This window comes from Shewanella sp. OMA3-2, assembly GCF_021513195.1.
Classification (GTDB): domain Bacteria; phylum Pseudomonadota; class Gammaproteobacteria; order Enterobacterales; family Shewanellaceae; genus Shewanella.
The window spans coordinates 1,363,368-1,385,235 of the sequence record NZ_CP090974.1; the positions used below are offsets into that span (position 1 = coordinate 1,363,368).

The 21,868-nt window shown below is 40.5% G+C and carries 19 protein-coding genes; 4 read left to right on the forward strand and 15 right to left on the reverse strand.

Annotated elements, in window-relative coordinates; genetic code table 11:
• Window positions 1-105 precede the first annotated feature (105 nt).
• The 8 genes from L0B17_RS05985 to L0B17_RS06020 form a co-directional block, all read right to left on the reverse strand.
• Window positions 106-3,012: a TonB-dependent receptor domain-containing protein gene (locus L0B17_RS05985; protein WP_235088340.1), complete on the reverse strand. Its 2,907-nt coding sequence runs from the start codon at window positions 3,010-3,012 to the stop codon at window positions 106-108.
• Between the two features lie 974 nt (window positions 3,013-3,986).
• On the reverse strand, window positions 3,987-5,267 hold the full coding sequence (locus L0B17_RS05990) for a DUF4339 domain-containing protein (RefSeq protein WP_235088341.1): 1,281 nt from the start codon (window positions 5,265-5,267) through the stop codon (window positions 3,987-3,989).
• Window positions 5,268-5,334: 67 nt separating this feature from the next.
• Window positions 5,335-5,760, reverse strand: a complete 426-nt coding sequence (locus L0B17_RS05995; RefSeq protein ID WP_235088343.1) for a DUF4339 domain-containing protein — start codon at window positions 5,758-5,760, stop codon at window positions 5,335-5,337.
• A 340-nt stretch (window positions 5,761-6,100) separates the two neighbouring features.
• Window positions 6,101-7,807 (reverse strand): RluA family pseudouridine synthase, encoded by a 1,707-nt coding sequence (locus tag L0B17_RS06000; RefSeq protein WP_235088344.1) that lies wholly within the window; start codon window positions 7,805-7,807, stop codon window positions 6,101-6,103.
• Between the two features lie 210 nt (window positions 7,808-8,017).
• Window positions 8,018-8,404 (reverse strand): VOC family protein, encoded by a 387-nt coding sequence (locus L0B17_RS06005; protein ID WP_235088346.1) that lies wholly within the window; start codon window positions 8,402-8,404, stop codon window positions 8,018-8,020.
• Window positions 8,405-8,509: 105 nt separating this feature from the next.
• Window positions 8,510-9,265: a subclass B1 metallo-beta-lactamase gene (bla, locus tag L0B17_RS06010; RefSeq protein ID WP_235088347.1), complete on the reverse strand. Its 756-nt coding sequence runs from the start codon at window positions 9,263-9,265 to the stop codon at window positions 8,510-8,512.
• An 83-nt stretch (window positions 9,266-9,348) separates the two neighbouring features.
• Window positions 9,349-10,695: an ABC1 kinase family protein gene (locus tag L0B17_RS06015; RefSeq protein WP_235088349.1), complete on the reverse strand. Its 1,347-nt coding sequence runs from the start codon at window positions 10,693-10,695 to the stop codon at window positions 9,349-9,351.
• A gap of 66 nt (window positions 10,696-10,761) precedes the next feature.
• A complete protein-coding gene (locus L0B17_RS06020; RefSeq protein WP_235088351.1) occupies window positions 10,762-11,304 on the reverse strand; it encodes a hydrolase in 543 nt (180 codons plus the stop codon).
• Window positions 11,305-11,458: 154 nt separating this feature from the next.
• Between L0B17_RS06020 and L0B17_RS06025 the strand changes: the two genes are divergently transcribed.
• Together L0B17_RS06025 and L0B17_RS06030 are read left to right on the forward strand one after the other, a co-directional pair.
• Entirely contained in the window at window positions 11,459-12,475 is a 1,017-nt protein-coding gene (locus tag L0B17_RS06025; RefSeq protein ID WP_235088352.1) for a DUF2235 domain-containing protein, read from the forward strand.
• 137 nt (window positions 12,476-12,612) lie between these two features.
• Window positions 12,613-13,524: a cobalamin-binding protein gene (locus tag L0B17_RS06030; RefSeq protein WP_235088354.1), complete on the forward strand. Its 912-nt coding sequence runs from the start codon at window positions 12,613-12,615 to the stop codon at window positions 13,522-13,524.
• 166 nt (window positions 13,525-13,690) lie between these two features.
• Here L0B17_RS06030 and L0B17_RS06035 read toward each other — a convergent pair whose 3' ends face one another.
• A complete protein-coding gene (locus L0B17_RS06035; protein WP_235088355.1) occupies window positions 13,691-15,178 on the reverse strand; it encodes a hypothetical protein in 1,488 nt (495 codons plus the stop codon).
• 306 nt (window positions 15,179-15,484) lie between these two features.
• Here L0B17_RS06035 and L0B17_RS06040 point away from each other — a divergent pair, with 306 nt between their 5' ends.
• Both L0B17_RS06040 and rimI read left to right on the forward strand, forming a co-directional pair.
• Window positions 15,485-15,826, forward strand: coding sequence for a DNA polymerase III subunit psi (locus tag L0B17_RS06040; RefSeq protein WP_235088357.1), 342 nt, complete (start codon window positions 15,485-15,487; stop codon window positions 15,824-15,826).
• An 81-nt stretch (window positions 15,827-15,907) separates the two neighbouring features.
• A complete protein-coding gene (gene rimI, locus L0B17_RS06045; protein ID WP_443019925.1) occupies window positions 15,908-16,366 on the forward strand; it encodes a ribosomal protein S18-alanine N-acetyltransferase in 459 nt (152 codons plus the stop codon).
• A 250-nt stretch (window positions 16,367-16,616) separates the two neighbouring features.
• Here the strand turns inward: rimI and lipA are convergent, their stop codons facing one another.
• The 6 genes from lipA to mltB all read right to left on the reverse strand — a co-directional run bounded on the left by lipA (window position 16,617) and on the right by mltB (window position 21,840).
• On the reverse strand, window positions 16,617-17,582 hold the full coding sequence (lipA, locus tag L0B17_RS06050; RefSeq protein ID WP_235088359.1) for a lipoyl synthase: 966 nt from the start codon (window positions 17,580-17,582) through the stop codon (window positions 16,617-16,619).
• Window positions 17,582-18,232 (reverse strand): lipoyl(octanoyl) transferase LipB, encoded by a 651-nt coding sequence (gene lipB / locus L0B17_RS06055; protein ID WP_235088361.1) that lies wholly within the window; start codon window positions 18,230-18,232, stop codon window positions 17,582-17,584. Before lipB ends, lipA begins: the two co-directional genes overlap by 1 nt.
• A 110-nt stretch (window positions 18,233-18,342) precedes the next feature.
• Window positions 18,343-18,609 carry a DUF493 family protein YbeD gene (gene ybeD, locus L0B17_RS06060; RefSeq protein WP_235088363.1) on the reverse strand — a complete coding sequence of 89 codons (267 nt, stop codon included), beginning with the start codon at window positions 18,607-18,609 and terminating at the stop codon, window positions 18,343-18,345.
• Window positions 18,610-18,742: 133 nt separating this feature from the next.
• Complete coding sequence (locus L0B17_RS06065; RefSeq protein WP_235088364.1) at window positions 18,743-19,957, reverse strand: serine hydrolase; 1,215 nt, start codon at window positions 19,955-19,957, stop codon at window positions 18,743-18,745.
• Between the two features lie 112 nt (window positions 19,958-20,069).
• A complete protein-coding gene (locus L0B17_RS06070) occupies window positions 20,070-20,894 on the reverse strand; it encodes a septal ring lytic transglycosylase RlpA family protein (protein ID WP_272491887.1) in 825 nt (274 codons plus the stop codon).
• Complete coding sequence (gene mltB, locus L0B17_RS06075) at window positions 20,884-21,840, reverse strand: lytic murein transglycosylase B (RefSeq protein ID WP_235089621.1); 957 nt, start codon at window positions 21,838-21,840, stop codon at window positions 20,884-20,886. Before mltB ends, L0B17_RS06070 begins: the two co-directional genes overlap by 11 nt.
• Window positions 21,841-21,868: the final 28 nt, after the last annotated feature.

A 21,868-nucleotide genomic window follows, 5' to 3' on the forward strand; every position in this document is an offset into this window, starting at 1 on the left:
CCGTAGTAACTAAAATAAAACCTAATCAATACTGATTAGGTTTTAAGGCTTTCATATTGACGTGCAAAGCATGCTTTGACTGATGCACAGCATGCTTTTGGGTCATCAGAATTTCATTTTAACACCAGCAAAGAGTTGACGACCAATAACATCATAAGCTTGAGGTGTTGTATTGGTTCCCACCGCAGCACTGGTTGCCTGAATATCCGGTTGCTGATCGAATAAGTTATTTGAACCAATATACACATTAAGAGCGTCATTTATTTGATAACTTGCTCTCACATCTGCATAGTAAACTGCATCCATGGTGTTCAGATCATTCGATAAAGTCGTTTCCCCTAGCACTCCTTCTGTTTCAGCGCGATATGTCATCTGAGCGAACAGGTTAAAGTCTTCAGTGATGTCATACGACGCGTTTATCGTATAGCGATATTCAGGGAATAATGTCGTCCCTAAGTTATCGATTGGGCCAGAAAGCGTGTCAATTTCATATTCTGCTAGGTAGTTAGCAATAAAATTCACTGTCAGATTATCGAGATAATATGCCAATTCTAAGTCAACGCCACTAGTTGAAATAGTATTGGCATTAATTGATGTTGAATAAATATTTAGGATCGGGCCATCTTGCACATCTCTAAGGACTCGACCACCACAGGTTGGATCAAATTGTGATGGGTCTACATCGTAACAACGTTTCACCATAGTGTCAGGGGTGATAGTTGTAATGCCATCTTCAATCTCGATACCGTAGTAATCCACTGAAACAGATAAGTTATCTAGCGGGGTTAGCACAAAACCTAGCGTTAATGAATCGGCAGTTTCTGCTTTTAAATCAGGTGATCCACTTTTAGACACTAAGGTATTATTTGTCTCTGAACCCACTAATATGTATTGACCGTTTGCATCAGTATCCATGCGGTTTGAAATTGCTGAGATAGAAGTACAATTCCGATCGGTATTTGTGGTGCCATTATTCGAGGTACCATTACAGACATCGATTGTTGGGTTTGCGACGCTGGTAGTACCCGTTGAGAAAATATCATTGATATTCGGAGCGCGCACAGAGCTTGACTGGCTTGCACGGATACGGAACATTTCATGGATCGGAGCATCAATACCTAGGCGGTAAGTTGAGGTTGTACCAATAGTAGAATAATCACCGAACCTTGCAGCTAGACTGAGGTTAAGCCAATCAGCAACTGGGACATATAGCTCACCAAATACTTCTGCAACATCAAAGCTTCCATCGATCGGCTGAACAGGGCCTTCGCGGGTGATGCCTAATTGGCGGAAACTATCAGGATTTTCAACAGCAGATTCTTTACGGTATTCAACACCCGCAGCAAAACCTAAATTGTCATGTCCTAACGAAAAATCTAATTCACCGGAAACAACACTGTTTACTACAAACTGTTCAACTTTTCCGGTTTGTCCTGTGTTTACCGCAAGGTATTTCATTGCTTCATCAGAAAAGCCTGTAATACCCGCTTGACCAACTAAACTATCCGTTGTCCCAAATGGGTTTACTGGCACACAGCCATAAGTTCTGGCGATAACATCAGCACATTGGTATCCGCCGTTACCGTCCTCTTCTATAGTCAGTGCTTGTTGCATATTAGGGATGCTAAAATCACCACTGTTCTGTTGTGTTTGTGAGGTTATGCCGTAAGTTGCCCCTGTTTTCCAATCCATACCATTATCTAAATAGTAAGTATAGTTACCGGCCACTCGGAATGTATCGCGTTGGTTTTCTGTTATACGATTGCCAAATTCAAAGGTACGTCTATTCGTTGTGACTCCATCCAGGGAGGTATTGGAACCCATTGCCGCTAAAAGTTGTTGTCCAGCACTACTGCCAACAAAGTACGGACTGGATGCTACGTCGATACCGGTAGTCCCACCTTTGTTTTTTCTGAAGACATCATTGACAACATCTATTGGTGCTTCTTCTAAATTAACGCTAGCTTGGGTTTGTGCGTAGTTTAATTCAACTTCCAACGATGATTTATCAGATAAGTCAAAAGAAATTCCCGAAGCGATATTGAAGCGTTGATAGGGTAAGACTAATGTACGGTTAGAGTGTTGATTATCCCAGTCTGAGTCACTGGTAGGCTGGTAATTACTGTCCAGTAAAGGTTGGTTGGCGTTAAATGGGTCGCCATTACCAAATATTTTTAAATCGCCATACCCAAGTAAAGCGCCATCGACGTGCCCAGGGCCATCTCGTCTTGCTATGGTATCTCTAATGCCGTCGCCATTAGTATCAACAAAGCGCATTTCATATCGCGAAAAGTCTCTTGCTGAAGAATTCAATACTTCTTGATTAGCATAACCAGCAGAAACCCAAGCATTGCCGGAATCAAAGTTTTTACCATAGGTAAAATCAATATTTTGTCGCTCAGCACCACCGTCAGATGAATCCGCAGCGAAAGCATTGATTTCAGCACCATCAAAATTTCTCTTTGTAATGATGTTAATCACACCAGCAATGGCATCTGAACCGTAAATCGCAGATTGACCACCTGTTAATACATCTACACGTTCAATAATGGCTGTAGGAATTGAGTTTAAATCAACACCATACCCAGTGTTGGCAGAAACACCCGAGACATAACGACGACCATTAACCAAAACTAAAGTACGTGCAGAACCCAAATTACGAAGTGAGGTTGTAGAAACGCCGACGTTACTGCCTGCGCCACCAAGAGAAACGTTATCACTTGAACCATTAATCGCAGAGGTGACAGAAGGGATATTATTTAGCACATCCCCAATAGAGATTGCCGCAACGCCCTCTATCATCTCTTTACCTACTTCGGTAATAGGTGCAGATGATGAAACGTTAGCGCTACCTTTAAAAATGTTTGAACCAGTGACAGCGATACGTTCAACATTTTTTGGTGCTTGTTCAGTTTCTATCGTTGCTTCAGCGGCCAATGCTACTGGACTGAATAAAGCTGCAATACATAACGACAATGCTGTGCGGCTAAATTTTCTTTGATTGGTGTTCATAGCTTCCCTCTTTGAGTTTTATAGTTTTAATGTCATGTTCATCTATTTTGGTGTAACTAACCTGTTTAATTATTGAGTAGACAATGCTTGTTTTTGTGTCATGCAGTTAACCTATCATACCAGTATGGGCTCGGCAACATAAATCACTCACAATACGCACTTGTGATTTACACTTTTGTAACCTTCAGGCTGTTAATTTTCTTAAACTCATTTATTTTTTATATAAAATGTTTTAATTCAGTTGATTAGTGTTTTTATTGAAGTGTGAATAAGCTTTTTGGGGATATTTTTATGGAGGAGAGATAGTATTTTTAACACGTAGAAGTCGATGACTTTTTTTAAAAGCTAATAGGACACTTAGGTATTGTTGCAGCAAAAGCCCGTCAGCTAAGTTTTAAACTGTAAAACTATTATGATTTTATTGGCCAGTCATTCTTCCCATGATGAGCATCCCATAAGTTACAAAGCTATTGTTCATTTTCCTTGCTCAACCAATTGCACGGTAGAATTAACCAAAGTAATGACAGAAGTGGGGCGTAGGTTAACTCGTGACGAGGTACGATATTACAGGGTGAGATTGATTGAGTAATATACCCAAATTGATTTATTTAATACGCCGATGGCGAACCCTGTGATGATGACCGTGTTAGCTACATTTAATCAATGTTATCGAGGCGATACTATTTTTGTTGCTCAGGGGGATAGAGTTGTAATGAGCGATACGTAGGGACTTTTTAACACCATAGTACAGCACAGGCTGGAGAGCTTTACCTCTGATAAAGTGTTAACTATTGTTATAAAAGTTGATCTTACCCACCTCGATTCTGAGCCAACTAAATCGTGTTACAGCCTTGCTGATGAGATATCTACAATGGTTAAAATAATAGTATTGGAATAAATAAAAATGGCCAACTTAATTAAGTTGACCATTTTTTATGAGTGCTTATTTTACTTGTACTATAAGGTGCTAAATACTAACGACGCCTTCTACTGCGGCGGCGCATTCGGCCTTCTTTGTCTGCTGTAGTAGGTTCTCCGTCAGTACCATTTCTTTCTTCATTATCAAGAAAATCATCATCTAGATCATCATCTAGATCATCATTGCTGTGGGCTAAAGATACCGGTGATTCCATTTTGACTTCTTGCTTTGGCTCAACTTTTTTATCGCCTCTGAATACTGATTTTAAAATACTGGTCACGCCTTGCAATTTCGCAGACGGTTCAGCTTTTGATTTTTCTGGTTCAGTTTTTGAACTAGACTTTTCATCAGGTACAGCAGGGCTTGCTTCAAAAACTTTCTCGAGCTTTTGTTCTATATTGTTTTTCAGTTCTTCAGAAAATTGAATGTTGTCAATTTTCTCTTGCGACTTTTTTGGCGTAATATCATCAATGGATTCCCCTGGCTTCAAGCGTACAGCAACATTGTCCATGCTGGCCGATGGTCGGATAGGCTGAGGGTCTAACGATGCTGTTCTGGGTCTAATTTCAGCAACGTTATCTAAGGTGATTGTTTTACTGATAATAGGATCGACAGGCACTGTTTTGGTGGCTACAGGATCTAATGATAATCCTGTGCTGGCAATAGGGTCTAATGAGGCTGACTTAGTTGCTACAGGATCAAGAGATAATGCTTGAGTGGCGACAGGATCGATAGATGTTGGTTTCGTCGCTAATGGTTCAAATGATGCGCTTGAGGCAGCACTTGAAGTAATAGAAGCATCTAATGTTACTTGTGGCGGTGTTGGCACTGAAGCTTGATCTTTTTCTCTTGCTTCTAGGCGCTTATCAAACTCGGCAGTCACTTCAGCTATTTCAGATTTAGCAATACTGACAGCGTGAATAAGTTCTTCAAAAAGGGTTTGGTAACCTTCATATCGACTTTCAATGGTGCTGATATTATTTCTAACTTCATCGCTTAACTTACTGGTAAGTCGCTTGTATATGTTTATTTCTTGTTCTAATTCATATAGATAAGTTTTAGAGTATTTAATCGACTCATCCATTTCAACGAGCTTTTCAGTCAACTCACGTCGCTTAGAAGTAAACTCATTAATCAGCTCTTTTGGAATCTGAGCAGGTGATTCAGGCTGTGACACTAAACCAGAAAACTCACTAATATGGCTAACAGGCAGCCATTGTGAAAATGCTGGGTGCCAGCCATAACAGTTAGGCTGGTTTTGTACAAACGTAATAGCCTCAACTTCGGTTAATGGCCCTGTTACGTCGCCATCATGTGAAAAAAACCATTTTTTCATAGTCATTATTCTTATTTAGTCGTTATCAACAGTGATTAAGAGTTATCGCAAATATGATTTGGAATCATTACTTTGTTGCGACGCCAGCAAGAGTTCTTTGTAAAGCCTCATACTGCTCATTAACACTTCGGATTGTTGTTTTAACTTCTTGATTTAAATTCTGGGTTACCGTTTTAGTCTTATTGGTATCACGATCAAAATCAGCCAGTGAAGTGCCAAGAGATTTTATCGTGGTTTCAATTCGACTAAGTGCGGTATTAAGCTCTTGTTCTTTAGCTATAAAACGCTCAATCAACTTTTTAGGGATTGCTTGAGGCGGAGGTGGTGGTGTGATGACGATATCAAATTCATCAACATGACTGACAGGTATCCATTGTGCATAAGAAGGATGCCAGGCATAGGAGTCTGGTTTTTTTTCGATAAACTTGTTTGAGTCCGTCAAGCCTAGCGGCCCGCTAACTTCACCATTATGTGAGAAATACCATTCTTTCATAGTTCCACTTTTATCCTTAATAGTGCTTGAGCTTATAATTATATTTATAGTTAATCAGGGGGTAGATTACAACTGCAGCAACGTTTGGTGTAAACGTTACTTTGTTTGTCATGTTTTAGGTGCTAGCAGTCTAAAGCGACAAGTAGAAGTGACAATTAGCACAGATATAATTTGTTACATTAACCTATATTTTTTAACATCGCCACTATTTATCAAGGATTGATCTTGTTAAGTGTGTAATGTCTATTTGACGCAAACTTCACATTGTTGCGGTTATTGGCCTTTTTTAATGCTGATAAAATAGTCTAATTAACTTTAACCTGCGGTTCTTTGATATTGATCACTCAAAATCAGCAAAAGTATTAAATTCGATCCAGGCATTGCTGGTTGGATGGTTAAAACCGATAAATGCAGCGTGCAGATGCAACCTATCTTCTTGTATGCCATATAAATCATCCCCCACAATGGGTAGCCCTAAACCTAAATGGTGGGCGCAATGCATTCTAAGTTGATGAGTACGTCCTGTTTTGGGATATAAGTGTAAAAGGGTGCGGGCGCCTTTGTGTTTATACACTTCCCAGTAGGTTTCTGCTTGTTTACCGTGTTCATAACAAACTAGTTGCTTGGGGCGATCATTTAAATCGACTCTAAGCGGTAAGTTGATTGTGCCATTTGGGCTCTTAGGTTTACCGTCAACTAAGGCAATATAGCGTTTAATGACTGTGCGGTTAATAAACTGTTGTTGTAATGCTTTATTAGCGTCTTTAGTTAATGCTATTACCATTAGCCCTGAAGTCGACATATCAAGCCGATGGACAATAAGCGGGCCACTTGCTTGGGGAAATAACTGTTTCATTCTGGTTTGCACTGAGTCGGTAACATTTTTACCTGCCACAGAGAGCATTTCAGCGGGTTTATTGATAATCGCTAAATCTTTATCTTGATAGACTATTTCAATGTGCTTATCGACTGCAGTATTGACAAGTAATGGGTCTGGGTCGACTGTCATGCCTTTAAGCATGTGTGCCAATATAGGACGGCATTTACTGTGGCAGGCCGGATAGAAGTTTTTATGCTGCTTTATTTCTGATTTAGGTGATGAACCCCACCAAAACTCAGCCATGGCAATAGGGGTTAACTGATGCTGAAACGCATATTGTAATAGTTTAGGCGCCGCGCATTCGCCGGCACCTGCAGGAGAAAGATGATTAGGGGCATCGTGAAATATTGTGTTTAAGTCTTTGCTTTCTGCTAACACATTTAAAAATTGGTACTGATTAAATAACTTCTTTTGCAGTTGATTAGAAAGCTGTTTGCGCTGCTTTTTTAATTGGCTTATTTGCTGTTGTCGTGTATCAAGCTGTTGCTGGGTATCGTCGACCTTGGTTGCCCAATGCTGTTTTAACTCAGCAAGTTGAAATTTTTGTTGCACACTCTGGCGGCTCAGTTCAATCGACAATGATGTAAATGCCTCCGCGGTGATATTATTTTGGGCTAAGGCTAAATCAGCCTGCTCACGCTGATCTTTTCTGTGTTTACGATTTTCAATAATGAATGATCGCAGCTGTGTGAGGTCATTTTCTGCTTGCTGCTGTTGAACCGCTAAAAGCTCAACGAGTCTGGCTAATTCAGGATCCGCTTCATACTGAGTTATGAGTTGAGTGATATCATTGATTTGTTTGTTTTCAACACTAAAAAAGCTGTCTTTAGTTAACATGTCAAACACAGGTGGCACAAAGGGAGGCAAAATATTTTGATCTGCTAGTTTGCCTGAGAATGCCGCTAAAAATCCTAGCTTGTCCTGTTGGTCTTTAACAACCAGTACACCAAACATTTTACCTATGACCATGCCACGATCATTTTTAGGATCTAAGCCAAAGTTATGTTGCCAGGGATTTGTATTTAACAAGTCTTGCTGTAATTGCTCTGCAGCCTGTATGCACATGGGGTGGGGTTGGTAATAAAACGGAAAAGTAAACGACTCCGGTAAGATGTGCTCGGCAATACTGTCATTGAAAAGAATAAAACAGGGGTCATTAACAGCCATTACACACTCTTACTACACAAAAGGGCGATTATTTTACCCTGTAGTGGATTGTGATGCATCTATAAGTGTTATTACTTTAAGCTGTGTTCCAAGCTCGAAGGCTCAATAGACCTTAGTGTGATCTAGAGGATATTATATTTAAAAGTGTGTTTTATAATAAAAATGGGCGCAGTATCAACGCTTCGCCCACCTTGTTATTGCAGACGTAGATTAGTCTTTAGCCACTCTATGCAGTGCACACAGTTTATTACCATCTGGATCGCGTAAATAGGCCAGATACAATTCAAATTCAGGGCCTTGGCGTAAACCTGGTGCTCCTTCGCAGGCGGTACCGCCACTTTTCACGCCCATCGCTTCCCATGCATCGGCAATGGCTGGGGTTTCAGCGGCAAAACCAATAGTGGTGCCGTTACCGTGACAAGCAGGCTCACCGTTAATCGGTTTAGTTAATGCAAAAATACCTGTAGGAGTAAAGTAAAAGCAGCGGCCTTTATCATCTATCACGCCTGGTGCATGGCCTAAAGTGCCTAAAATGGCATCGTAAAACTTTTTTGATTTTTCAATATCATTAACGCCGATCATGATGTGACTAAACATGGTGACTCTCCGTATATGAACTCATTGAGTTCGATTAGTAGACTTATTTTTGGAGCTGGGTTGCCTGATTTTAGTAATATTACTGTGTACGATTATATTGCTCAACTAGTTGAATGGTGTGGCTGAGTAATGCCGTGTCACCACTGGCACCATGACCGGAATAACCAGGTTAATGTTAGGGAACTGTTGACTTATTTTATTGATCGTTGTCGGCCATGCCTGCATATCGGCCTCGCCAATATAGCCCATGGTTTTTGAATCGAGTGATTTGATTAAACAACCGCCGAATAGCATTTGCTGTTTGGGCAACCAAACAACCAAGTTATCTTTGGTATGCCCTGCACCGAGATCATATATCTCAATAAGATCAGACTTTATAGTATAACGACTACCTTTAAAGGCCATGCTTGCTTGAGGTTTATTATTAACGGCTAAAATATCTTGGGTACGGTCAGATACAATGGTTTGTACCCCATGATTATTTAAATAACCTATGCCACCGGCGCGATCTTGATGTGAATGGGTCGAAATACTAGAGACTGGAGTGAAACCTTGCTGTGTTATCCATTGAAGTAACAGCGCTGTATCGCTGTCTGTCCATGGTGTATCTATGATGTAAGCTTGTTTATCTTGCACGACCACAAGCCCATTGGCTTCAACTAAGCCAAAGTCTGTGACTGTTAAATATGAATGATGCAGATAAACGCCATCAGCTATTTTTGCAATGACAAACTCACCTTGTTGGCTGGTGCTGCCCGATCTAGTTTGGGTCACCGTTTCCGTATGAGCCTGGTTTTGGGGAGATATTAATAAACTCATTAAACACAAACTGGTCAAACTGATTTTTAAGCCGTTATTCATACATTTTCCAAGATAATATCTGATGTTGGTTGAGCATCATATAGTGCACAACTGTCTGCTCTTAAAGAGGTGGTTATGGCATGTTACAACGGTTTTTTGACATCAATGGCTTGATGAACAGAAAATAATGCCTGTACATTGACCTTGGCTTTAATTTTAGCAGCCAACAAATAAATGCCAGCCAATTTACGGTGTATAAAAATAGCATCCATTGGTGGTGTGTGCCATTCATCTTGTTGGGTGCTCATTACTTTAGCTGCATCGGTAATTTTTTTTGCTAATTGGCTTTGGGCAAAATCATATTCGCCATTGCATCTTAACGGTTCGCACGCCTGATGAAAAATATCGACAATAAGTGCTTGTTGCTCAGCTGAAATGTTGTCTTGGAAGAAACCGATTTGTGATGCTGCGGTGGTGATTAATTCTAAATCACTGGTCATGGCGCCCTGCATCAGTAATTTATAACCCTCTGATAAGGCGTTTGATATTGGTCGGGTGGCACCAAAATCAAGTAATATTATGCAGTCTGTGTCTGCTTGATACTGAAAATTACCAAAATTAGCATCGGTTTGAATAAGCTTAAAGGTAAATAACTCATCAAGAAATAACTGCAATAATCTGCTGGCCACACTGTCCCGTGTGTGTTGATCTAACGAGGCGATAGATTCTATAGGTAGGCCTTCAATAAACTCCATACATAAAATACTATCGTTGCTCAGTGCGGGATAAATTTTTGGCACAATAAAATAGTTTTGGTGTTTAACCCATTGCTGATATTGCGTTAACAAGGCTGCTTCGTGAAGGTAATCTGCTTCATGATGTAGTTGCTGTTTAGCGTGCGACAGTAGCTCGTCAAGTTTGACGTTGTTTGGCACTAAGCCTGACATTTTTAATAATGAAGCCACATTATCAATGTCGCTATCAATGCTGTCTTTAATACCAGGATATTGAATTTTTACCGCCAGCTTTTCTCCTGTGGCTAGATAAGCAAGATGAACTTGGCCGATTGATGCTGCCGCAAAAGGGCGTAATTCAAATTGACCAAAAGCATCTAGCCAATTCTCTCCCCAGTGGGATTTTAATACGCCGAGAAGCTGTTTATGGGGCATGTAATTGGCGTCAGAACGTAACTTGGCCAGCACGTCAGTTAACTCGGACGGCAGTAGTTCACCCGCATCCATTGACAGCATTTGGCCCACTTTCATGGCCGCGCCACGTAATTGGGCAAGTTTATCTGCAATATGACCAATATTAGTTGGGGTCATAATCAGTTTTTTCAGCTGCGGCGATTGGCCCTGGCTGTACTGTTTAACCCCTTCTTTAATCATGTTGCCAGCTAACCGGGTGGCTAACCCTCCAAATGCTGAAAAACGTGCGACTCTGCTGCTTGGCACTTTAGTGGCTTTTTGAGTATCAGATGGCTTGTTCATATTAGGCTTAAATCGACGACCAGTAATCAAAGATAATTAAATGATACGTCAATAAAGTGGTTAAGATCATTTAATCAATTTTAATAAAGCTCTAAATCTATCGCCTTCAGCTTGATGTTGTAATTCAAACAGTAATGACTCTACATTGGTTAGCTGCGCACCCAGATTAAGCATCATTTGAATACCCAGCACTTTGTTATCCGTTGAGCGTGAAGACATTGCATCGGCGACAACATGGACATCAAAGTCATTTAGCAGTAAATCTTTGCAAGTTTGATAAACACAAACATGGGCTTCAATACCGCATAAAATAACCTGTTTACGGCCTGTTTGGGTAAGTAAAGTTTGTACTTGTTTTGATTGCCAGCCACTGAAATGTTGCTTTGCAATAGGTTGGCATAGGGGAGATAACAATTCAGCTAATTCCGGTGAGGTAGTGCCGAGTTTATCGGGTAGTTGTTCTAACCAAATAATAGGCATATCAAAAAGAATAGTGCCTTTAATTAATGTGCTTAAGCGATGATGTAATAGTTCCGAGTCTTGCATCACTTGCGCAAGTTTTCCTTGAACATCAACGACCATGAGTACGCAATCAGTTGGATTTATCATAATTTAGCCCAATTAAGTGTAAGTGATAAGAGTAAGATAACGATAAGATAGGTACCTAAGCACGATATTTTATTATGATAGTAGATTGTTTTTTACACCAGTTTCCAATAGGGCCTTAGTCTATAGTGGTTGAAATATTAAAGGATGTGAATCTATGAGCAAAAGGATTGTAGTGTGCGCCGACGGTACCTGGAATCGGCCTGAGCTTGATGTTGAACAAGATCATGCCACTAATGTGCTTAAATTTTCCCGTGCCATTGACCCGATAGCCAGTGACGGCAAGCCACAACAGGTATTTTATGATTGGGGCATTGGCTCTTACCATGACGTGTTAATTGGCGGCGCTACTGGCCGAGGGTTACATAAAAACATTGTCGATGGTTATCGGTATATTGTCCAAAACTACTCTCCAGGAGATGAGATTTGGTTATTTGGTTTTAGTCGTGGTGCTTACACGGTTCGCTGTTTATCGGGGTTGATCAATAATTGCGGCATAATCAAACGGCCAGATGCTAAGTATATTCAAAAAGCGTTTGATCATTATAAAACCCAAGATGATAAATATGCGCCAGACGGTATTAAGTCTGTCGAGTTTAGACATCAGTATTCTTACCCAACACGTGATGTCGCTTTTGTGGGAGTTTGGGATACTGTTGGTGCTATGGGGATCCCTTTTTCATTTTTGGGGCTCTTTGAAGATAAAGATGAATTTTATGACACCAAAATTGGTGGCAATGTCAAAGTGGCTCGACATGCATTAGCAATCGATGAACATCGAGAAGATTTTACCCCAACGATTTGGTCATCAAAGGACAGTGTTGATATTGAGCAGGTTTGGTTTGCGGGGGCGCACAGTAATGTGGGGGGCAGTTATCCTGCCGATGACGATGGCACTCGACTATCAGATATTCCATTGCAATGGATGATGCAACAAGCACAGCAAAATGGGCTGAGTATTGAAAATCATTTACTCAATGGTGTCGTGCTTAACCCGCTGGCCAAGTTGGTTAATTCCAGACGCAAGTTTTATCGATTAAAGACAAAAGCATTGCGGGTGATTCAAGGTGTTGGTGCAACACAAATTCATCCATCAGTTAAGGAGCGCTGGCAACAAGATGACAGTTATCGTCCTGAAAACCTGCTTGAATATGCCAAGTTGCATGCTTGGTAATAAAGCTTAATAACTATGATTAATAACTGTGATTAATAACTGTGATTAATAACCATCAATACTAATAACGATGACTAGCCACTGTCGCCTAAGCAAAATTAATTAACAATGAGCATTTCACTGGAAAGGACACACGTTTGCCAAACTTTATACTTAATCGCTTTTTTTCGTTCACTATGATTGCAGCAGCCTTAGTGACCGTATCATTTACTACGCTTGTACAAACAGCGGAGGCAGATACTCAAGCTAATGCTCAAATAAATGCCCACGCTACTAGTGCAAAACGTATTGTAGCTTTGTCTCCCCACGGCGTTGAAATGCTGTATGCCATAGGTGCTGGTGACAGAATTGTTGCGACGACAGATTATGCCGACTACCCTGAATCAGCAAAGTTTATCCCGCGTATTGGTGGCTATTATGGTATTCAAATAGAGCGAATTATTGAGCTTAATCCTGATTTGGTGGTCGTTTGGGCAAGTGGTAATAAACTAGAGGATATTAATCAAATTAAGCAGCTGGGTTTTACAGTGTTTAATAGTGATCCTAAATCTTTAGATGATGTAGCGACAGAGATTGAGCAATTAGGGCTAGTCACTGGTCAAACACAACAAGCTCAACAAGTGGCAGCTGATTACCGCCAGCAGTTAGCTGACATTCGTCAACAACATAAACTTAAAACTGAGGTTAAGGTTTTTTATCAGTTGTGGTCGACTCCGTTAATGACAGTGTCTAAGGGAAGTTGGATTCAACATATTATTGAGGCATGTAATGGGACCAATGTATTTTATAATGCTGCCAGTGAGTATCCGCAAATTAGTATTGAGAATGTATTATTAACCGATGCTGAAGTGATTTTACAAAGCCTGGATGAAGGAAATGTCATGGGGGTCAATTGGTCACAGTGGCCAGAATTACCAGCGGTTAAAAACAAGCATATTTATCAATTGGATGCTGATGTTTTACATCGGGCATCACCGCGAGCGATTGAAGGTGTTAAGTTGGTATGTGACACCTTAGATAAGGCACGTAACCTTTTAGCTCATGACTGATTTTATCAGTCTATCAATCATGTTGTGTTAGCATTAGAAAACAAGAGCTGCGTTTGCAGCCCTTGTTTTTATTGCATTTGAAGTGTGACGGTATTTTTTATTAATCTTTTACATTCAAACTCACGTTAACATTGAGCGATTAATATCTCAGGTTAACATTGAGCGATTATAAATATTCAACCTCCAGCGAAATAAGCATGGCATCGTTATCCTCAGTGGTGAACTCAGCTCTAATCTCATAATCATTGTTGGTCACTGTCATTTTTTCTAACCAGAATGTCGCACTGCTTGCATACTTGTCCATCATGGCTTGTTTGGTTTCAGGTATATTCATTTGCTTTAAAAAATGCATAAAGTCTTCATCCGACTCAACCGGATAATTAATACTTTCTGATAATTTTACCTGCTTGATCATATTGTCTACGTGTTTTACCTGGATGTGTTTAGATAACACTTCCCAGCTGCCATCATCTGAGTAATTGATCACGTTAGGTACATAGTGAGTCACTAAGTCTTGTATTTTTAATGGTTTAGGTTTAGATACTGGGACAAGTAAATTATTTAACAAGTTGCTATCAATATCAGAATACTGAATTTGATTTTCATCTCTATCGTACTGGCGCGAATAAAAGGTGAAGCCACTTAACAGCAAATCTGGTTCATTACCGTTGTATGAGGAAAACTCTGAGAAATCTAACTTCAATAAATTGTTTTGGTTTGAAACAGTATACTCTGCCTTCGATTTCTGCTTCAGATAATTGAGCTTTGCACGGACATTAGGCACATCGTCTCGGAAACCGGCTTTATCATCAATCAGCCAATTATTATCAAAGTCTTCATTATATAAAATAAAATTCTTACCAGTGTAATTAAGCAATGAATGTTCTTTATAAGTAATTTTTTGTACTTTGTCATTTTCAATAATAAGCCATAAATCACGGCCATATAACCATGCTGTGGTATCTTCGCTAAGAGTAAACACAGCACTTGCTGGTCCAAGAATATTCAGTACATATTCAGTTGAGTTATTAATGTTAATGCCATAAGCGCCCGATAAGGTTATATTTGTTGAAATCTTACCCGCTTTATTTGCTTTGGCGGCAAGTTTTGCCAGTTCTAATTGTGTCATCAGTGCTGGGGTAAAGTTTTTTGCTGACGTACCCGCTCTGGCGGTATTGGCTGTTCGTGTTACTACTGGCACAGCTTGTACAGGCTCGACACTCGCACTCGCAATGGCAATTTCAGGTTCAGGGATTGTAATTGATGTAACGGCTTTTTTTTGCGATGGGGTGACAGAGCGCTCAAAAGTAATGGGTCTGCGACTCAGTTGGTTATATGCGGTGCTCATTGATGACAAACTGTCATTATCATCACAAAAGTCGATTAGATCAGCGGTAATGATCAACTTATTGGTTTGAATAAGGTTAGTAATAATAATGGCATCGACTCGCTTTTCTTTTGCTTTTTCTCTGATCAGTTGAAAACTACTTGCTATGAGTTTGTTATTTGCGCTGCCAGTGAGTTTTTTTTCAACATATATACCATCAACAATGATAGGCGCACATGAAGGTAAAAAATTAAGGATCGGAGGAAGTGATTTAGCTGAAACAGGTAGGCTTAACATAAGCAGCATTAATACTAACAGTTTGTTCATTGTCTGACACATCCTTTTGGTTTTGCTTGAATTTATGCTAATTATTGTTAAATTATGCTCTGTTTAATTGGCATTACTAGCGCTTGCTCATCCGTACTTTAGTAGTATGTATTGACTAATAATTGAGTAGCGGCTCTAATTTAACAAGTATTTAACAACCATGTCAAAGGTGGATTGCGAATTTTGTTACAAAAAAGATCATATTTCGCCAGTTTGCTATATTTATGCTGCATTTTATCCATTCGCTTTCCCTCATCTAGGCTAACCTGATATTCTTATTTCATTATTGATTGATAGACAGTGAACATGGACAAATCGGCTTTTCTCGATGCAATGAACATCACCCGTTGGCGTAGCGCTGACAAACCCGGTAAACCTTTCTTGGTATTACACGATGTAGATGCAGATTTATCTGAACAACAGTTTATTGAAAACGTGCTGGCGCAATTAGGTATCACCCCAGACCAATGTGATTTTGATTGCGAAGTGATTAAAGGTCCGCAGGTTGTTTGGGATATGCGCAAAGTAAAAAGACGTCCACGGGTAGCATGGTTAGTCACTGCACCATTGGAAGATGTGGTTCAAAGTGTGGCTGAAAAACGTCAGTTGTGGCAGCAAATTTGTTTACAGCGTGAGAAAACCGCTTAATGTAATCGTGCTTATATTTATCCAGTATTTCTACTTCCTGCTTACTTCCATTTTATTATTATTTTCAATTTAGGCTTAATCATGTCATCTGCTACTTCATTCCAATTACGCGCACTATCTTTGAGTGATGCTCAAGCCATGTTTGTTATTGAATCTAGCGCCTATAGTCATCCCTTGAGTCTAGCTAACTTGCAAGATTGCTTTGGTTATTTATATCGAGTCGAAGGGCTGTTTGACGGCGATCAATTACTGGGGTTTAGTATTGTCCAGCAGGTGATTGATGAAGTGACTTTAATAGATATTTGCGTTAATCCAGCCGTGCAAGGTAAAGGGCTAGGTAAGCGCTTATTAACCTCATTAGTTGCACAGGCAAAGGCATTAAATGCAGTGGTGGTTATGCTAGAAGTTCGTCAATCTAACATGGGCGCGATTGGGTTATATGAAAAAGCAGGTTTTGTTGAAAGCGGTCGCCGCAAGGGATATTACTCAACCGATGATGGGCATGAAGATGCGATTTTGATGGATTTAGCCTTGGGTTAATTAACCTAGATATCGATAGCCACATTCGGGTTAATACCCGATATTGAATTTCTTATATTCTTCGCATGTGATATTTTGTGTTAATTCATTCTGTTATTTGAGATTAAATCGAAGAAAAATCATCTACATAGTGAATGTAGGATGATATAAATTGTGATTGAGCTGTAACCAAACTCAAGTAATAGATGATTTACGCATAAAAAAACGGCGCGATAAGCGCCGTTTCTGTTCAAACTTTAAAATTAAGAAGTTACTTCACTTCTTTACCCTGAGCTTGTAAGTCTGCATGGTAGCTTGAACGAACAAGCGGGCCACATGCTGCATGGGTAAAGCCAAGTTTGTCAGCTAATGCCTTAAGCTCGTCAAACTCTGCTGGTGGCACGTAACGTTCAACCGGTAAGTGGAACTTACTTGGTTGTAAGTATTGGCCTAAAGTCAGCATTTCAACCTTGTGGGCACGTAAGTCATGCAGTACTTCTGCGATCTCTTCGTTAGTTTCACCTAAGCCCATCATCAAACCTGACTTTGTTGGTACATCAGGGTGACGTTCTTTAAATTTTCTCAATAGATCTAATGACCATTGATAGTTAGCACCTGGACGCGCTTTACGATAATGCTTAGGCGCTGTTTCTAAATTGTGGTTGAACACATCAGGTGGCTCTGTGGCTAAAATTTCTAATGCCGCATCAATACGACCACGGAAATCTGGCACTAAAATTTCGATCTTAATTTCAGGATTTAGAACACGAATTTCACGTATACAGTCAGCAAAATGTTGGGCGCCGCCATCACGTAAGTCATCACGATCCACCGAGGTGATAACCACATATTTAAGCTTCATATCGGCAATGGTTTGTGCCAGCTTTTTAGGCTCTTCAGCATCAGCGGCTAATGGACGACCATGGGCAACGTCACAAAACGGGCAACGGCGAGTACAGATTGCGCCAAGGATCATAAAGGTGGCTGTACCGTGGTTAAAACATTCCGCTAGGTTAGGGCACGATGCCTCTTCACAAACAGAATGTAAGCCATTCTTACGCAGCGCCGCTTTAATTTCTAAAATACGCGTATTAGATGAAGGTAGCTTTACCCGCAACCAATCTGGCTTGCGCAGCATGGTTTCGCGCTCTGAGGGTACAATTTTAATAGGAATGCGTGCAACTTTATCGGCGTCACGTAATTTAACTCCCGGTTGTAATCTTTCAGGCCTATTCATTATTCTGCTAATCCTTGATGATGCACAAGTTGTTGGTAGCCCATAACTTGGCTAAATGTTTGAATGAGTTTATCGCCAGCTTCAAGTACGGTTTGTGGGCCGCCGAGCGCTTTGCATTGCACCATTTCAAGACCGGCATAACCACAGGGGTTAATACGCTGAAATGGACCTAAGTCCATGTCGACGTTTAACGCTAAGCCGTGGAATGAACAGCCTTTTCGAATGCGTAAGCCTAATGAGGCTAGTTTGCGTTCTTGTACATATACGCCAGGGGCATCGGCTTTTGCGTAAGCTTGTACACCATAGGGCGCTAACATATCCACTATGCTTTGCTCTATGTTGTTAACCAGTTGCCTGACGCCCATTTTATTACGTTTTATGTCGATAAGCGGATAAACCACTAGCTGCCCAGGGCCATGATAGGTGACTTGACCACCACGGTCTACTTGGATTACCAGGATATCGCCAGGATTTAGAATATGCTCACTTTTACCCGCTTGACCTTGGGTAAAAACAGGTTGATGCTCGACAACCCATAGTTCATCTTGGCTATCACTGTCACGGGTGTCAGTGTATTCCTGCATGGCGTGCCATACGGATTGATAGTCTTGCATACCAAGATGGCGAATGTGCAATGTTGATGCTGGCAAGGGCAACGTCTCCCCAAAAGTTGGACCGGTCACGCGTATGTTCAACGTGCTTAAAAACAATCCTGAGTATTATACTCAAGTTTTACACGTATAAAGAACTCATTTAACAATTAGAGTACGCGTTTTACGCCCTCAATAGCGGCAAGATCAATATACGCTTTTTCAATATGCTCTTTGCTGGTGACGGTAATGCGGATCGTAATCGAATAATAACTGCCTTTGCTTGATGCTTTAACGGTTGGCACATAATCACCAGGGGCGAGTTGTTGGGCTACAGCGACGACGCGATCGGCCAAGGTGTCATCAGCATCGCCAATAACTTTAAATGGACATGCATTAGGGAACGTCATTACTTCATCAAAAGTGGTGTTTAGCATCGGATTACTCATTGGTGATTGTTACACTAAATATGGTGGTGATTATACCTGATTCAAGGCTTAGATAACTTGAAAAAATAAAGCCGCTGTTAAAGCGGCTTTAATTAATTGATTTCAGTATAATTATTATTGATTATTCAAACCAGCTAGCAAACATTTGTTTGAAGTAGTCCATCAATTTACTGATCCAGCTACCTTCTTCAACGGTATTTAATGTCACTAAAGGATATTGAGCAATGTCTTTTCCATCTAGTTGAAAGAATACTCGACCAACAGTTTCACCTTTTGCAAGTGGTGCACTTAATGGCTTAGTTAGCTCAAAGTTAGCTTGTAAGTCTTTGGCTTTACCACGATTGATAGTGATAGGGGTGTCTGTCATTACACCTAGGTCAACATTATCGACATCACCATACCAGATTTTTTGGCTAACAAAGGTGTCACCCGCTTTATACGGTGTGATGGTTTCAAAAAAGCGGAAACCATAGTTAAGTAACTTTTTGCTTTCAGCTTTACGGGCTGACTCACTGCTAGTACCTAACACGACAGTGATTAAACGCATGCCATCGTCACTGGTAGCTGATGAGACTAAGTTATAACCCGCACCAGATGTATGCCCTGTTTTAATGCCATCTACTTTTAAACTGTTATCCCACAGCAGCCCATTACGGTTGTACTGTTTGATACCATTAAAGGTAAAAGATTTTTCTGAATAGACACGATATTCTTCAGGCACATCACGAATAAGTGCCGCCCCTAAAATGGCCATATCGTATGCGGTCGTTTTATGGTTGTCTGAGTCTAAACCGTGAGAGTTTTCAAAGTAGCTGTCATTCATGCCTAACTGCTTTGCCCATGAGTTCATTAAATCAACAAAGGCACCTTCTGTGCCAGCAATATGTTCAGCCATGGCCACACATGCATCATTACCTGATTGAATAACAATACCGCGATTTAAATCAGCCACCTTTACGGTTTTACCGACTTCAATAAACATTTTTGATGAATCAGGGAAGTTTTTTGACCAGGCATTCTTGGTGATAAGCACATCATCATCCATTGAAATGTTGCCCACTTTTACTTCATGGCCAATCACATAGCTGGTCAACATTTTGGTTAAACTTGCAGGATTTAAGCTGTCGTAAGCATTTTGTTCCGCGATCACTCGGCCTGAATAATAATCCATCAATACATAAGCTTTTGCCGCAACACTAGGTGCGTCAGGCGTTACCATTGGAGCACGATTCGGTGTTGGGCGTGCATCTGGCTGCGGTGTGTTGGCAGAAGAAGTAAACGACACAAAAGAAAGTAGCAGTGCAGTTGCAATTGGGGCTTTGGCAATATTTATCATGAAATTAGCTGGTCTCTATTAATTCGAAGAAAAGACAATAAAAAAGATTATAACATTAGTCGTGCCACTATTAGTCAACCAAATTGCATTAAGGTTCCTTAATCGAGCAAATTTAAGGAACAATAAAGCTTTGTGGGTAACCTTGGTTATGTAAGCTATCTAATAATTTATTGGTTAAGTAAATTTTACCAATTGGGCCTAATTGAACTCGATGTAAGCCATTACTTGACACTATCCGAGACGAAACACCGTATTTATTTTCGAGCTCTTTTGCTAGGGCATTCACACGTAGCTTATCTTGAGATGCGGCAACTTGAATATAATGAACTTCGTTACTGGTAGCCTCAGAGATGCCTCGCTGATCGTTTGATTCTATGTAAATCACTTCGATTTTTACTTTGGCGGTGCCTTTTGCCAACATATCTAGGTGATAAGCTCCAGCATAGGACAAATCAATCACGCGCCCATTATGGAATGGTCCGCGATCATTAACCCTCACAATAATTTGTTTATTATTTTCAAGGTTAGTCACTTTCACGTAACTTGGCAGCGGTAAATTTTTATGCGCGGCTGACATGGTATACATATCATAGGTTTCACCATTTGAGGTTAAGTGGCCATGAAACTTAGCCCCATACCATGATGCATGACCTGTTTCGGAAAAGCCTTTACCTGTTGGTAGCACCTTATAGCTTTTGCCTAAAACAGTGTAATTACGATTGCCTTGGCGAGTATAGGCTTCGTATTTTGGCACCGCATTTTTAACTTTACTGACATCTGGCGCATCATCAGGATAACGGTCATCGGCCATCTGATAGCGACCTGATTGACTACTTCCTGAGCTGGCTTTTTTATTACCATCTGAACTTGATGTACATGCTGTCATAAGTAATAACAACATCATGCTGGTGAAGGGTAAATAAAGATTATTTTGCATTGTATTGAGCTTTTAATTGTTCGCTGAATTGGTAAACCGCCATAGCATATAGCGGGCTGCGATTATATCGGGTGATAACATAAAAGTTTTTAAGCCCCAACCAGTATTCATCAGCTTCAGGTTGTTCTAATTTTACTAATAGCGCCTGCTGAGACACATCAATATCCTGCGGCGTTGCTAAACTTAATGTCGGATCTAAAATATCTGATGCTTGGTAATGTAATTTCTCTGCGGTCCATACTTTAGCTTTGGGGGCTTTATCAGAGGTATGATTTAGCGGCAATGCTACAGGCTCGCCTCGTTGCCAGCCGTGCTGATGAAAATAATTTGCTACGCTACCAATAGCGTCGGCTTTACTGGTCAGTAAGTCTCGACGGCCATCACCACTGAAGTCGACTGAGTAATGACGATAGCTTGATGGAATAAATTGACCAAACCCCATAGCGCCTGCATATGAGCCTTTTAAGCTGGCATTATCGAGTTTTTCTTCCTTGATGAGTGACATCAAGTTACCGTATTCACTTCTAAAAAAAGTGGCTCTTGGAGGATAGTAAAAACCTAAGGTGTACAGCGCATCTTGCACACGATAGTTACCCATGTAACCACCGTAAAATGTTTCAATACCTATGATGGCGACAATGATTTGCGGGTCAACATTAAATTTATCCGCCGCTTTTGCTATGGTTGTGGCATTTTCATGCCAAAACTCTAGGCCTTTGGCCAAGCGTTTTTCGGTAAGAAAAATAGGGTAATACTGGTGCCAAGGTTTGGCTTCCCAAGGTTTGGTTATGGCATCAATTACTTCCTGGGTATAAGTCGATTCCTTTAAAAATGCTTCAACTTCTTGCTGGCTAAAACCTTGTTTAATTTGTTGTGCCATAAACTGTTTTTTTAAGGCATCGACATCTGTCGCCGCAGAGGCTATACCAATATGAGCCGATACCATCAAGGTAATCGCACTAAACAAACGGGTA